The sequence below is a fragment of the Streptomyces sp. NBC_00536 genome (genome assembly GCF_036346295.1).
Lineage (GTDB): Bacteria > Actinomycetota > Actinomycetes > Streptomycetales > Streptomycetaceae > Streptomyces.
Genome location: NZ_CP107819.1, coordinates 5,666,725 through 5,681,910, shown reverse-complemented (window position 1 = coordinate 5,681,910; position 15,186 = coordinate 5,666,725). Strand labels below are relative to the sequence as shown.

The window sequence follows — 15,186 nt, the reverse complement described above, 5'->3', positions numbered from 1 at the left end:
AACAGTTCGTATAGCGGACGCGTCTCTTCGGACAACGAACCGTTTCTGGCCAACCTTTTGACGCGCCCCTGACATCCAACGCGGTTGGTGGCACTCTTCGACCGTTCTGCGCACCAGCCTGCTCTGCCCGGCGGCCCACCCAGCCGCCGGAACCCCCTTGCAGAAGGAGTCTGCGTTGAGTCCCACCCCCCACCGGCGTGCCACCGCGGCCGGCGCTCTCGTTGCTGCGGCCGCTCTGCTGGCCGTCGGCATCCAGTCCGGTACCGCCTCCGCCGACGCCACCGCGTCGCAGGCCCGCACCGCCGCCCAGCCCAACCCGGGCGCGGCCGCATACCAGCTGACGGCTTCGGAGCGTGCGACGCTCCTGTCCGAGGCCAACTCGACCACCGCGCAGGCTGCCAAGGCCCTCGGCCTCGGCGACCAGGAGAAGCTGATCGTCCGCGACGTCGTCAAGGACGCGGACGGCACCACCCACACCACCTACGAGCGCACCTACGGCGGCCTGCCGGTGCTCGGCGGTGACCTGACCGTCCACGCCAAGGGCGGCGTCACCAAGAGCGTCACCAAGGCCACCAACGCCGAGATCAAGGTCGACACCACCGCCTCGGTCACCCCGTCCGCGGCCGAGGGCACGGCGTTCTCCGCCGCGTCCGCGGCGGGCGGCAAGGACGTCAAGGCCGCGAAGGGCGCCAAGAAGGTGGTCTGGGCCGCCGAAGGCGCCCCGGTCCTCGCCTACGAGACCGTCGTCGGCGGTGTCCAGCGCGACGGCACCCCGAGCGAACTGCACGTGGTCACCAACGCCAAGACCGGCGCCAAGATCACCGAGTGGCAGAAGATCGAGTCGGGCATCGGCAACACGATGTACAGCGGCCAGGTCACCCTGGGCACCTCGCAGTCGGGCAGCAACTACACGCTGACCGACGCGGGCCGCGGCGGCCACAAGACCTACGACCTCAACGGCGGCTCGTCCGGCACCGGCAGCCTCTTCACCAACACCACCGACACCTGGGGCAACGGCGCCGCCTCCAACCGCGCGACCGCCGGTGCGGACGCGGCCTACGGCGCCCAGCTGACGTGGGACTACTACAAGAACGTGCACGGCCGCAACGGCCTGCGCAACGACGGCGTGGCCCCGTACAGCCGGGTCCACTACGGCAACGCGTACGTCAACGCGTTCTGGGACGACTCCTGCTTCTGCATGACCTACGGCGACGGCACCAGCAACACGCACCCGCTGACGTCCATCGACGTGGCCGCGCACGAGATGACCCACGGCCTCACCTCGGTCACCGGCAACATGACCTACAGCGGTGAGCCCGGCGGTCTGAACGAGGCGACCTCCGACATCATGTCGTCGGCCGTCGAGTTCAACGCCAACAACGCCAACGACGTGGGCGACTACCTCGTCGGCGAGAAGATCGACATCAACGGCGACGGCACCCCGCTGCGCTACATGGACAAGCCGAGCAAGGACGGCGGGTCCAAGGACTCGTGGTACTCCGGCCTCGGCAACCTCGACGTGCACTACTCGTCGGGCCCGGCCAACCACGTCTTCTACCTGATGTCCGAGGGCTCCGGCGCCAAGGTCATCAACGGGGTCAGCTACGACTCCCCCACCTCGGACGGCCTCCCGGTCACCGCGATAGGCCGCGACGCCGCCGCGAAGATCTGGTTCCGCGCCCTGACGGTCGGCTACTTCAAGTCGAACACCAACTACGCGGCCGCCCGTACGGCGACCCTGCAGGCGGCGGCCGACCTGTACGGCGCCAACTCGGTCACCTACAACAACGTGGCCAACGCCTGGGCCGGCATCGCCGTCGGATCGCGTCCCGCCCCCAGCGGTGTCTCGGTCACCCCGATCGCCAACCAGAACACCCAGATCAACACCGCGGTGAACCTGCAGGTCCAGGCCACCAGCACCAACGCGGGCGCGCTGAGCTACGCGGCGACCGGCCTCCCGGCCGGCCTGTCGATCAGCGCCTCGACCGGTCTGATCTCGGGTACGCCGACCACCGCGGGCACGTCCAACGTGACCGTCACGGTGACCGACTCCGCCGCGAAGACGGGTACGACGTCCTTCACCTGGACCGTCGGCACCACCCAGCAGAACGTCTTCGAGAACACGAACGACTACACGATCAACGACAACTCGACGGTCGAGTCGCCGATCACCGTGTCGCGTTCGGGCAACGCCCCGAGCACCCTCAAGGTCGACGTGAACATCGTCCACACCTACGTCGGTGACCTCAAGGTCGACCTCGTCGCCCCCGACGGCAGCGTGTACAACCTGCGCAACCGCACCGGCGGCAGCGCGGACAACATCGTCCAGTCCTTCACCGTGAACGCCTCCTCCGAGGTCGCCAACGGCGTCTGGAAGCTCCGCGTCGCCGACATGGCGTCGCTCGACACCGGCTACATCAACAGCTGGAAGCTCACCTTCTGATCCCCACGGGGGCAGATGAGCACCGGCTGACATGAAACACGGGGCCGCCCGGGAGGAAACCCTCCCGGGCGGCCCTGTCCCATGTCCACGTCCACGTCCGCCGCCATGGCCGTACGGCCGCACTCGTACGGGACCTGCTCCCCGCAGGTGCGGGACCTTCGGCGCCGGACAGGCGTCCCCGGCCGGTTCACACTGAACGGGAGCGAACCTACGGTTCCGTAGGTTCGGTACCCCCGCACCGGGACGGACGGACGCACACACATGCCCGCGACAGCACAGCAGCCCCTCGCCGACACCCCCACGAACGCGGGGGCCGACACCTACCCGTGGCTGATCCAGGGCGGCATGGGCGTCGGGGTCTCCGGCTGGCGCCTGGCCCGCGCGGTGGCCCGCACCGGCCAGCTGGGCGTCGTGTCCGGCACCGCCCTCGACGTGGTGCTCGCGCGCGTCCTGCAGACCGGCGACCCCGGCGGCCACGCGCGCCGCGCGCTCGCCGCCTTCCCGCTGCCCGAACTGGCCCGGGCCGCGCTCGACTGCTACTTCCGCGAGGACGGCGCCGCGGGGGACACCGCCCCGATGCGCACCACCCCGCGGCTGCGCGCCACGGGCGGCGGCCAGGCCGAAGTCCTCACCGTGCTCGGCAACTTCGTCGAGGTGTGGCTCGCCAAGGAGGGTCACGAGGGCACCGTCGGCATCAACTACCTGGAGAAGATCCAGCTGGCGACCGCGCCCGCGATGTTCGGCGCGATCCTGGCGGGCGCCGACTACGTCTGCGTCGGCGCCGGGGTCCCCGGCCACATCCCCGCGCTCGCGACCCGCCTCGCCCGCTACGAGCCCGTCGTCTCCCGGATCCGGGTCGAGGGCGACGAGGAACCCCTGGACCACCTCTTCGACCCGCGGGCCCTGCTAGCGCCGCGTCAGGCAACGTTCGCCCCGTCGCGACGCCCGGCACGCACTCTCGCCGCACCGGCCGAAAGCCCAAGTACGTCCAGTACGAGCGCTTCCGGCCGGCACGCCGAGAGCACGCACCGGACGCCGCTCCTTGAGGGGCAAACGTTGCCTGACGCGGCACTCGCCGGACACCTGCCGGGCCCGCTGCGCCGCCCGAAAGTCCTGGCGATCGTGTCGCTGCCGGTGCTGGCTGCCTACCTCGCCCGCGACGCGGCCACCCGGCCCGACGGCTTCGTCATCGAGACCAGTTCGGCCGGCGGCCACAGCGCCCCGCCGCGCGGTCCGATGACCCTGGACGGGGCGGGCGAACCGGTCTACGGCCCGCGCGACCACCCCGATCTCGCCAAAATGGCCGCGCTCGGGCTGCCGTTCTGGCTCGCGGGCGGCCAGGCCTCGCCGGAGGCGCTCGCCGCCGCGCGGGCCCAGGGCGCCGCCGGGGTGCAGATCGGCAGCGCCTTCGCCCTGTGCGAGGAGTCCGGCATGGCCCGCCACCTGCGCGAGGAACTGCTGGAGCGGGCCCGCGCCGGAACCCTGGTGGTGCGCAACGACCCGGCCGCCTCGCCGACCGCCTTCCCCTTCAAGGTGGCGGAGCTGGCGGGCACGGTCTCCGACCCGGAGGTGGCGGCCGCCCGGCGCCGGGTCTGCGACCTGGGCTTCCTGCGGACGCCGGTGCGCGGCCCGCGCGGCCTGGCCTACCGGTGCGCCGCCGAGCCGGTGGCGGCGTACGTCCGCAAGGGCGGCGACGCGGCGGCCACCGAGGGCAGGCAGTGCCTGTGCAACGGGCTGCTGGCCACGATCGGCCTGGCCCAGCGCCGCCCGGGCGGCCGGGTCGAACCCCCGCTGGTCACCATCGGCAAGGACCTCTCGTTCCTGCCGGAGCTGTCCCCGGACGCCTCCCCCTACACGGCGGCGGACGTGGTGTCCTGGCTGGCCGCCGGGGTGCGGCCCGGTCCGGCCGCCTGATCCGCCCGGAACCCGAAGGGCCCGGTACCCGTGGCGGCCGCCACGGGTACCGGGCCCTTCGCGGGAGGGGGGCCGGATCAGCCGATGATGTGGCCCAGGAAGTCGTGCTCGAAGAAGCCGAGGCCGTCGTCGTGGATGAGCGAGTCCTCGGACTCGTCACCCTTGGGCGCCCCCACCCGGTCGGCGCGGTGGCCCTGCGGGGCCTGACCCTCTTCCTCCTGGCCGGGAGCCTGCGGACCCTGCTGCTCCTCTTCCTGGCCCGGAGCCTGCGGACCCTGCTGCTCGTCCTCCTGGCCGGGGGCCTGCTCCTCGTTCGGACCCTGCGGGCCCTGCGGCTCCTGCTCCTCCGCGGGAGCCTGGTTCTGGTCCGGACGCTGCTCCGGGCGCTGGGCCTGGTCGGGGCGCTGGGCCTGGTCCGGGCGCTGGGCCTGGTCGGGGGCCTGGTTCTGGTCCGGCGCCTGGGCCTGGTCCGGGGCCTGGTCCGGGGCCGCCTGCTCCGGGCCGTCGTCGTCCATGCGGCTCAGCTCGTCCCGCCCGCCCTGCTCGTGGCGGCCGTCGCGGTCACCGTCACGGCGCTGGTGGTGGCGGCCGTCATCGTCGTCGCGGCGCCCGTGGTGACCGTGGTCGTCATCGTCGTCGGACGGCTTGAAGAAGACCGAGCGGACCCGCACACCGCCCACCTCGTCCCCCGGATCGAGGGTCCGCACCGCCCGTCCGCCGCAGTCCCGGTCCGTGAACAGCAGCGCCAGCGACCGCGTGTTGTTCTCGACCCGGGTGGCGGCATCGTCCCAGTCGGTGCCGGTCAGCCGGTAGCAGGTGTCGTTCTCCGGCGGACGGATCTCCTCCCAGCCGTCGCCGTCGATCCGGTAGCGCAGCTCACCGAGCGAGTGGTGGTGCCCGTCGTCGTCGTTGGCGAATGACTGGCCTGCGGCCGGGAGGACGAGGGCCAGCGCGCCGACGAACGCGGCTGCGGCGGTGGTGCGAAGACGCATGGGGAGTCCGTTTCTCGGGGTGCTCGGATGCCGGGTCCGGTGGGCATCCGCGGGGGCAGCGTAGGAGCGGAGAGGGCTGCCGAAACGATTCGCCATGCGCAGCGCGTTCGAAGGTTCACCCGACAGGGCCGGACGGTTGGCCCGGACGCGCCGCCGCGCCGCCGCGCCCGCTCAGCGTCGTACGGGCGTACGCTCCCCCGCCGCCGGGGCACCCACCGTCCCCGCGGCGGCCACCGGGGCACCGGCCGGAGCCGGGGTCCGCGCGGAGTTCCGTACGAGCACGAAGACCAGCACCGCGCCCGCCAGGCCCATCCCGCCCGACACCAGGAAGGTCTCCCGCAGCCCGCTCGTGAAGGCCTCGTCCACCAGGTGGTCCAGCGCCTCGCGCGCCGCGCCCGCCGGAGCCGCGCCGAGCAGTCGCCCGGCACCGCCCGAGGCCAGCGCGTCGGCCGTGCCGCGCGCACCCTCCGCGCCGCCGAGCCCGGAGACCAGGCCGGAGTGGAAGACCGCACCCAGCACCGCGATGCCCAGGGCCGTGCCCAGCTGGCGCGCGGTGTTCAGCGCGCCGCCCGCCATGCCCGCCCGGGCCGGGGCCACCGCGCCCATCGCGGCCGCGGCCAGGGCCGGGGTCGCCATGCCCACGCCGACGCCGGTCACCGCGAGCCCCGGGACCAGCGCGGACCAGCCGTCACCGGCGTCCAGCATCAGGGCCTGGAGCAGCGCCCCCGCGCCGATCAGCAGCAGCCCGCCGCCGATGGTGAGCCGGGGGGACATCCCGTGCAGCAGCCGCCCGGCCACCGCGGCGACCAGGAACGCGGCCAGGCTGAGCGGCACCAGCACCAGACCGGCGCCGACGGGGCTCATGCCCTCGGCGGACTGGAGCCACAGGGAGGTGTACATCAGGTAGGAGAAGGCGGCGCCGGAGAGCAGCAGTCCGGCGGCCATGACCGCGACGAAGGCGGGGCTGCGGAAGAGCGAGAGGTCCAGCATCGGGTGGGCGGCGCGCCGTTCGGCCACGACGAAGGCGGCGAAGGAGAGGACGGCGAGCGCGAAGAGGCCGAGGGTGGTGGCCGACATCCAGCCGTTCTCGCCGACCCGGATCAGGGCGTAGGTGACGGCGGCGGCGCCGACGGTGAAGGTGGCCATGCCGGGCAGGTCCATGCCCTTGGCGTGCGGGTTGCGGGACTCGGCGACGGCCTTGAGGGTGACGAGGACGGCGAGGGCGCAGACCGGCAGGTTGATGTAGAAGATCCAGCGCCAGCCGAAGTGTTCGGTGAGCAGCCCGCCGATGATCGGTCCGGCCGCGGCGGCGGCGCCGTTGACCGCGCCCCACACGCCGAAGGCGATCCCGCGGTCGCGGCCCTGGTAGGCGGCGCTGAGCAGGGCCATCGTGGTGGCGAACATCGCGGCGCCGCCGATGCCCTGGACGGCGCGGAAGGCGATCAGGGTGCCGGGGCCGTCGGCGAACCCGCAGGCGAGCGAGGCGGCGGCGAAGACGGCGAGGCCGCCGAGGTAGACCCGGCGGCGGCCGATCCGGTCGGCGAGCGAGCCCGCGCCGAGGAGCAGTGCGGCCAGTGCCAGGGCGTAGATGTCCATCACCCACTGGAGCCCGGCGAACCCGCTGTGCATGTCGGTGGCCATGTCGGGGAGGGCGACGGTCACGATCGTGACGTCGACCAGCAGCATGAACGCGCCGAGGCAGACCGCGGTCAACGGCAGCCATTTACGCATGGGGATTCTCCTTGGGCAGTTCTGGGGTTCCGGTGCTTGCGGTGCTTGCGGTGCCCTCAAGGTTCCAGCCGGTCTCCGGATCCCCCATCCAGCGCACCCGTTCCGCCGGATTTCACTCACCCACCGCTCTGTGATGATGGAAAACATGAAACCCACGGAGCTGGACCGGCTCGACCAGTCGCTCGTCCAAGCGCTGATGATCGACGGCCGGGCCCCCTTCAGCCGGCTCGCCGAGGTGCTGGACGTCTCGGACCAGACGGTGGTCCGCCGCTACCGCCGGATGCGCACCACCGGGCTGCTGCGCGTGGTCGGGCTGCCGCTGGGCCCGCGGGTGGGGCTGCTGGAGTCCTGGCTGCGCGTGCAGTGCGCACCGGACGCGGCGCTCGCGGTGGCCGGGGCGCTGGCGCGGCGCCCGGACATCGCGTGGGTGCAGCTCGCCTCGGGCGGGACCGAGATCCACTGCATGACCAAGGCGCGGAGCCGCCGCGAGCGGGACGTGCTGCTGCTGGACAAGCTGCCGAGCACCCGGCGGGTGACCGGGATCAGCGCCCACACCATCCTGCGTACGTTCATGGGCGGGCCGGAGGCCTGGTTCGGCCTGGACGTGCTCGGCCCGGACCAGGTGGCCGCCCTCGCGCGGCCCGTCGGGGAGCCCCGGCCGCGGGAGCGGTACGCCCTGGACGAGGCGGAGCTGGCCCTGCTGGGGGTGCTGGGCCAGGACGGCCGGGCCGGTTACCCGGAACTGGCGCGGGCCTCGGGGCTGTCGGAGTCCACCGCCCGCCGCCGCCTGGACCGGCTGCGCGAGCTGGGCGCGGTCTACTTCGACGTGGAGACCGTCCCGGGCGTGCTGGGGTACGAGGCGGAGGCCACCTTGATGATCACCGCGGCGCCCGCCCGGCTGGCGGAGGTGGGCGCCGCGCTCGCCACCCATCCCGAGGTGCCGTTCGCGGCCGCGGTGACGGGCTCGGCGAACCTGCTCGCGGTGGTGGTGTGCCGGGACACGGACGCGCTCTACACGTATCTGACCGAGCGGATCGGCGCGGTGGAGGGCGTCCAACAGGTGGAGGTGATCCCGACCCTGCGGAACATCAAGCGGGCCGGGATGCTGGTGGAGGGCGGGCGGCTGGTCGATCCGCCGCCCGCCCCCTGACTTCCCGTCGTCAGCGCAGCACCACCCCGGCCCCGGCGGACGGGCCGGCCGGCGGGTCCACCGGGGCGGCGACCAGGCCGAGTTCGGCCGGGGTGGCCAGCAGCGGGTGGGCGGGCAGGATCCGGACGGTGTAGCCGAAGGGTCCCGTACGGTCCAGGGCGAGCGGGCCCTCGTACAGCCAGCGGCCCTCCAGGTCCGGTCCGGCGGCGGGCTTCAGCGGGAAGGTCCGCGCTCCGGCGATGACGTCCTGCGCGTCCACCCGCCCCGCTACGGCCTGTACCTCGACCTCGTCGGGGCCGAGCACGTCCAGCGCGACCTGGACCCGCAGGGTGAGGGTGGAGCCCAGTTCGGCGGCAGCGCCCACGGGTCCCGCGGGCCCGGCGGCCAGGGCCTCCACGTGCAGGGCGGCGACCCGCGGCCAGGCGGCCCGTACCCGGCCCTTCCAGGCGGCGAGTTCCCGGGCCGCGTCGGGGGTGAGGGCGCGGTGGGCGAGCGCGGCCGGTGCGTACAGCCGCTCCACGTACTCGCGCACCATGCGTCCCGCGAGCACCTTCGGCCCCAGGGAGACGAGGGTGCGCCGGACCATCTCGATCCACCGCACGGGCAGCGCGCCGCGTCCGCCCCGGTCGTAGAAGCGGGGTGCGACCCGGTTCTCGATCAGGTCGTAGAGGGCGTTCGCCTCGACGTCGTCGCGCCGTTCCTCGTCGGTTCCGTAGCCGTCGGCGGTGGGGATCGCCCAGCCGAAGTCCGGCTCGAACCACTCGTCCCACCAGCCGTCCAGGACCGAGAGGTTGAGGCAGCCGTTCAGCGCGGCCTTCATCCCGCTGGTCCCGCAGGCCTCCAGCGGGCGCAGCGGATTGTTCAGCCACACGTCGCAGCCGGGGTAGAGCTTCTGCGCCATGGCCATGCCGTAGTCGGGCAGGAACACGATGCGGTGGCGCACCCGCGGGTCGTCGGCGAAGCGCACCAGCTCCTGCACGAGCCGCTTGCCGCCGTCGTCGGCCGGGTGCGCCTTGCCCGCGACGACGATCTGCACGGGCCGGTCCGGGTCCAGCAGCAGCCTGCGCAGCCGGTCCGGGTCGCGCAGCATCAGCGTGAGCCGCTTGTAGGAGGGCACCCGGCGCGCGAAACCGATGGTGAGCACATCGGGGTCGAGTACGGAATCCACCCAGCCGAGTTCGGCGTCCCCGGCCCCGCGCTGGCGCCAGGAGGCGCGCAGCCGGTCGCGGACCTCCTGGACGAGCTGTTCGCGCAGCACCCGGCGCAGGTCCCAGACGTCCTGGTCGGCGATGTCGGCGACCGCGTCCCAGCGCTGCGAACCGCCGACGGACAGGGCGTCCTCGGTGCGCCCCGCGCCGATCTGGCGGGCGCCGAGCTTCACCACCTCGGGGGCCACCCAGGTCGGCGCGTGCACCCCGTTGGTGACGGAGACGATGGGGACGTCGGCGGGGTCGAACCCCGGCCACAGTCCGGCGAACATGCCGCGGCTGACGGCGCCGTGCAGGGTGGAGACCCCGTTGGCGCGCTGGGCGAGCCGCAGCCCCATGACGGCCATGTTGAAGACCCCGGGTTCGCCGCCCGGGTAGGTCTCGGCGCCCAGTTCGAGGATCCGGTCCACGGGTACGCCGGTCAGCTCGCCGCCGTCGGCGAAGTGCCGGGCGACCAGGCCCCGCTCGAAGCGGTCGATGCCCGCGGGGACCGGGGTGTGGGTGGTGAACACGGTGCCCGCCCGGACCGCCTCGACGGCCGCGTCGAAGGCCAGGCCCTCGCCCGCCAGTTCCCTTATGCGTTCGAGCCCGAGGAAACCGGCGTGCCCCTCGTTGGTGTGGAACACCTCCGGGTCCGGGTGGCCGGTGAGCGCGCAGTACGTCCGTACGGCCCGGACCCCGCCGATGCCGAGCAGCATCTCCTGGAGCAGCCGGTGCTCGCTGCCGCCGCCGTAGAGCCGGTCGGTCACCTCGCGCGCGGCGGCGTCGTTGTCCTCGACGTCGGAGTCGAGGAGCAGCAACGGCACCCGGCCGACCCGGACCTGCCAGATGTGCGCGTGCAGGGACCGGCCGCCGGGCAGGGCGAGGGTGACGCGGGCGGGGGTGTCGTCGGGCCCGCGCAGCAGGGCGACGGGCAGCTCGTTGGGGTCGAGGACCGGGTAGTGCTCCTGCTGCCAGCCGTCGCGGGAGAGGGACTGGCGGAAGTACCCGTGCCGGTAGAGGAGGCCGACGCCGATCAGCGGGACGCCGAGGTCACTGGCGGCCTTGAGGTGGTCCCCGGCGAGGATCCCGAGCCCGCCGGAGTACTGCGGCAGCGCGGCGGTGATCCCGAACTCGGGCGAGAAGTAGGCGATGGCGGCGGGCAGCTCGGCGCTGTTCTCCTGCCCCTGGTACCACCGGTCGCCGTGGACGTAGTCATCGAGGTCGGCGGCGGCCGCGTGCAGGCGGCGCAGGAACCTGCGGTCCCGCGCGAGTTCCTCCAGCCGGGCGACGGGTACGTCCCCCAGCAGCCGGACGGGATCACCCCCGGCGGCGAGCCAGCCCTCGGGGTCGACGGATTGGAAGAGTTCCCGGGTGTCCCCGTGCCACGACCAGCGCAGGTTGCGCGCGAGGCCGGCGAGCGGCAGCAGGGGTTCCGGCAGGACAGGGCGCACGGTGAATCGACGGATAGCCTTCACGACTCCACCTTCGCAGGGGCATACGCACCGGAGCGGCCGCACCACGCTGTGCACCCGCGTGTCACCCCGGGAAGGCTAGCGGCGCGCCGGGCCCGCGGCCATAACGCCTCCGCCGCGGGTCAAGGCCCGCTCGGCGGCGCCGACCTGACGAGGTCTCGGGCGGTCCGGGCGCACCCCCGTCCCTTGCGCTCGTCCCTACGTACGAGTAGTTAACCAAGCGCGCGGGTTGGGCGGGCCGAGAGTGGGAAGGGCTCCCCGGGTACAGCACACGGCACACCGCACCACAGCGCACGGCACACCCCCCGCCCCACCTCCCGCCACCCGAGTGAACGCGGACAGGAGCGGCCATGCCCGCAGCCCAGCCGTCCACTGAGCGGCTAGAAACAGAGCGAACAGAGCGTGCACAACCAGCCGGATGGTCATCGGCTGGACCGTTGTCACCGAGCCCTGCGAACTGCCCCCAGGTGATCCCATCATGATCGGTCGCATTCCCGTGCTGGACGTCCGCCCCGCCGTCGACTGCGGCGCCAGACCCGCCAAGGCGGTCGTGGACGAGGTCTTCGAAGTCTCCGCCACCGTGTTCCGCGAGGGACACGACGCGGTCGCGGCACATGTGGTGCTGCGAGATCCGAGCGGCCGGCCGCGGCCGCCCGTGCCGTTGTGCGAGCTGGCGCCCGGCACCGACCGGTGGGGCGCCCGGGTGTCCGCCGACACCGAGGGGAGGTGGACGTACGTCGTCGAGGCGTGGAGCGATCCGGTCGCGACCTGGCGCGCGTACGCCTCGGTCAAGGTCCCGGCCGGGACCGACGCCGAGCTGGTGCTGCTGGAGGGCGCCGAGCTGTACGAGCGGGTCGCCGCCAAGATCCCGAAGCGGGACGGGCGCGAGGCGGTGCTGGCCGCCGCCGACGCGATGCGCGACGAGGACCGTCCGGCCGTGGTGCGCCTCGCCGCCGCCCTGGCCCCGGCGGTCGACGCCGCGCTCGCCCGCAAGCCCTTCCGGGAGCTGGTGAGCGCCGCGAAGCCGCTGGCCGTGCTCGTCGAGCGCAAGCGGGCCCTCTTCGGCGCCTGGTACGAGCTGTTCCCGCGGTCGGAGGGGGCGGTGCTGGAGCCCGGCGAGGCCCCGGTCAGCGGCACCTTCGCGACCGCCGCCGAGCGATTGGCGGCGGTCGCCGCGATGGGCTTCGACGTGGTGTACCTGCCGCCGATCCACCCGATCGGGAGCACGTACCGCAAGGGGCCCAACAACACGCTGTCCGCGGGGAGTTGGGACCCGGGTGTGCCCTGGGCCATCGGCTCGACCGAGGGCGGGCACGACGCCGTCCACCCCGAGCTGGGCACGATCGAGGACTTCGACCGGTTCGTGACCCGGGCCCGCGAGCTGCGCCTGGAGATCGCGCTGGACTTCGCCCTCCAGTGCTCGCCGGACCACCCGTGGGTGGAGAAGCACCCGGAGTGGTTCCGCCACCGCGCGGACGGGACGGTCGCCTACGCGGAGAACCCGCCGAAGAAGTACCAGGACATCTATCCCGTGCACTTCGACACCGACATGGGCGGAATCGTCGAGGAGACCCTGCGCATCCTGCGGTACTGGATGGACCACGGCGTGCGCATCTTCCGGGTCGACAATCCGCACACCAAACCGGTGGTCTTCTGGGAAAAGGTGATCGCGGACATCAACAAGAGCGATCCCGACGTGATCTTCCTGGCCGAGGCCTTCACCCGGCCCGCGATGATGCGCACCCTGGCCGCGATCGGATTCCAGCAGTCGTACACGTACTTCACCTGGCGCAATACGAAGCGGGAACTCACCGAATACGTCACCGAGCTGTCGGGTGATTCGGCTTCCTGCATGCGGCCCAATTTCTTCGTCAATACGCCGGACATCCTGCACGAGTACCTGCAGACCGGTGGCCGCCCCGCCTTCGAGATCAGGGCCGTGCTGGCCGCGACCCTCTCGCCCACCTGGGGGGTCTACGCCGGTTACGAGCTGTGCGAGAACACCCCGGTGAAGGAGGGCAGCGAGGAATACCTCGATTCCGAGAAGTACGAGCTGCGCCCGCGCGACTGGGCCGCCGCCGAACGCGAGGGCCGCACCATCGCCCCGCTGATCACCTCGCTGAACCGGCTGCGCCGCCGCAATCCGGCGCTCCAGCAGCTGCGCGACATCCATTTCCACCCGACGGACAACGAGCAGGTGATCGCCTATTCGAAGCACAGCGGAGCGCATTGCGTCCTGGTGGTCGTCAACCTCGACCCGCACCACACCCAGGAGGCGACGGTCTCGTTGGACATGCCGGTACTCGGCCTCGACTGGCACGGGTCCCTCGCGGTGCGCGACGAGCTCACCGGCGAGACCTATCACTGGGGCAGGGCGAATTACGTGCGTCTGGAACCGGGCCGTACGCCCGCGCACGTGCTTTCCGCTCTGCGACCGTCCCCGCTCACCGGAGGGTCACCCACCTCATGATGATCAACGACCCCGTCCACGACCTCTTCGAGGACACCCCCGCCAAGGACCGCGATCCGGACTGGTTCAAGCGCGCGGTGTTCTACGAGGTCCTCGTCCGCTCCTTCCACGACAGCAACGGCGACGGCGTGGGGGACCTCAAGGGGCTCACCGCCAAGCTGGACTACCTCCAGTGGCTCGGCGTCGACTGCCTGTGGCTGCCGCCCTTCTTCGCCTCGCCGCTGCGCGACGGCGGCTACGACGTCTCCGACTACACCTCCGTGCTGCCCGAGTTCGGTGACCTCGCCGACTTCGTGGAGTTCGTCGACGCGGCCCACCAGCGCGGCATGCGCGTGATCATCGACTTCGTCATGAACCACACGAGCGACCAGCACGAGTGGTTCCAGCAGTCGCGCAAGGACCCGGACGGCCCGTACGGCGACTACTACATGTGGGCCGACAACGACAAGCAGTACCAGGACGCCCGGATCATCTTCGTCGACACCGAGTCCTCGAACTGGACCTACGACCCGGTGCGCAAGCAGTACTACTGGCACCGCTTCTTCTCCCACCAGCCGGACCTCAACTACGAGAACCCGGCCGTCGTGGAGGAGATCGTCTCGGCCCTGCGCTTCTGGCTCGACCTCGGCATCGACGGGTTCCGGCTCGACGCGGTCCCCTACCTCTACGCCGAGGAGGGCACCAACTGCGAGAACCTCCCGCGCACCCACACCCTGCTCAAGCGGGTCCGGGCGGAGATCGACGCGCACTACCCGGACACCGTGCTCCTCGCCGAGGCCAACCAGTGGCCGGAGGACGTCGTCGACTACTTCGGCGACTACAGCAAGGGCGGGGACGAGTGCCACATGGCGTTCCACTTCCCCGTCATGCCGCGCATCTTCATGGCGGTGCGCAGGGAGTCGCGCTATCCGGTCTCCGAAATCCTCGCCAAGACCCCGGAGATCCCGGCGAGCTGCCAGTGGGGCATCTTCCTGCGCAACCACGACGAGCTGACCCTCGAAATGGTGACGGACGAAGAGCGCGACTACATGTACGCCGAGTACGCCAAGGACCCGCGGATGCGGGCCAACATCGGCATCCGCCGAAGGCTCGCCCCGCTGCTCGACAACGACCGGCACCAGATCGAGCTGTTCACCGCCCTGCTGCTGTCGCTGCCCGGCTCGCCGATCCTCTACTACGGCGACGAGATCGGCATGGGCGACAACATCTGGCTGGGCGACCGGGACGGTGTCCGCACGCCCATGCAGTGGACCCCGGACCGCAACGCCGGTTTCTCCTCGTGCGATCCGGGCAGGCTCAACCTGCCGGTCATCATGGACCCGGTCTACGGGTACCAGGTCACCAACGTCGAGGCCGCGATGTCCTCGCCCTCCTCGCTGCTGCACTGGACCCGGCGGCTGATCGAGATCCGCAAGGCGAACCCCGCCTTCGGTCTCGGCTCGTACACCGAACTTCCGTCGTCCAACCCCGCGGTGCTGGCGTTCCTCCGTGAGGCACCCTCCACCGAGGGCGAAGCGGACGACCTGGTGCTGTGCGTGCACAACTTCTCCCGGTTCGCACAGCCGACGGAACTGGACCTGCGGTCCTTCAACGGACGGGTGCCGGTGGAACTCACCGGTGACGTCCGGTTCCCGCCGATCGGCGAATGGCCGTACCTGCTGACCCTGGCCGGGCACGGCTTCTACTGGTTCCGGTTGCGCGCCGAGCAGTGACGCAGGGCGCCGCGGGCACGGCGCCGATGACCTCACCAAGTGCGCGTCCGTGGGCGGCGAATGGGTCAATCGCCGCCCTGTACGGACCATCCTGACCCGACACTCGCACGCA

At 72.1% G+C, this 15,186-nt stretch carries 8 protein-coding genes; 5 read left to right on the top strand and 3 right to left on the bottom strand.

From position 1 onward, the window contains the following. Nucleotides 1–175: 175 nt before the first annotated feature. Both OHS33_RS25430 and OHS33_RS25425 read left to right on the top strand, forming a co-directional pair. Nucleotides 176–2,443: a M4 family metallopeptidase gene (locus OHS33_RS25430; RefSeq protein ID WP_330332724.1), complete on the top strand. Its 2,268-nt coding sequence runs from the start codon at nucleotides 176–178 to the stop codon at nucleotides 2,441–2,443. A 261-nt stretch (nucleotides 2,444–2,704) separates the two neighbouring features. Next, nucleotides 2,705–4,357: a nitronate monooxygenase gene (locus OHS33_RS25425; protein ID WP_330332723.1), complete on the top strand. Its 1,653-nt coding sequence runs from the start codon at nucleotides 2,705–2,707 to the stop codon at nucleotides 4,355–4,357. Nucleotides 4,358–4,434: 77 nt separating this feature from the next. On the opposite strand, the gene OHS33_RS25420 is transcribed toward OHS33_RS25425, so the two are convergent. Together OHS33_RS25420 and OHS33_RS25415 are read right to left on the bottom strand one after the other, a co-directional pair. Beyond that, entirely contained in the window at nucleotides 4,435–5,349 is a 915-nt protein-coding gene (locus OHS33_RS25420) for a hypothetical protein (protein ID WP_330332722.1), read from the bottom strand. A 171-nt stretch (nucleotides 5,350–5,520) separates the two neighbouring features. Then, a complete protein-coding gene (locus OHS33_RS25415) occupies nucleotides 5,521–7,080 on the bottom strand; it encodes an MFS transporter (RefSeq protein WP_330332721.1) in 1,560 nt (519 codons plus the stop codon). Nucleotides 7,081–7,225: 145 nt separating this feature from the next. Here OHS33_RS25415 and OHS33_RS25410 point away from each other — a divergent pair, with 145 nt between their 5' ends. Beyond that, on the top strand, nucleotides 7,226–8,230 hold the full coding sequence (locus tag OHS33_RS25410; RefSeq protein WP_330332720.1) for an Lrp/AsnC family transcriptional regulator: 1,005 nt from the start codon (nucleotides 7,226–7,228) through the stop codon (nucleotides 8,228–8,230). A gap of 10 nt (nucleotides 8,231–8,240) precedes the next feature. Here OHS33_RS25410 and glgP read toward each other — a convergent pair whose 3' ends face one another. Then, nucleotides 8,241–10,895, bottom strand: coding sequence for an alpha-glucan family phosphorylase (glgP, locus tag OHS33_RS25405; protein WP_330332719.1), 2,655 nt, complete (start codon nucleotides 10,893–10,895; stop codon nucleotides 8,241–8,243). 475 nt (nucleotides 10,896–11,370) lie between these two features. Between glgP and OHS33_RS25400 the strand changes: the two genes are divergently transcribed. Next, the gene (locus tag OHS33_RS25400) at nucleotides 11,371–13,362 is read left to right on the top strand and encodes an alpha-1,4-glucan--maltose-1-phosphate maltosyltransferase (RefSeq protein ID WP_330332718.1); all 1,992 of its coding nucleotides are present in this window, start codon (nucleotides 11,371–11,373) and stop codon (nucleotides 13,360–13,362) included. Continuing rightward, on the top strand, nucleotides 13,359–15,074 hold the full coding sequence (gene treS / locus OHS33_RS25395; protein WP_330332717.1) for a maltose alpha-D-glucosyltransferase: 1,716 nt from the start codon (nucleotides 13,359–13,361) through the stop codon (nucleotides 15,072–15,074). Before OHS33_RS25400 ends, treS begins: the two co-directional genes overlap by 4 nt. Nucleotides 15,075–15,186: the final 112 nt, after the last annotated feature.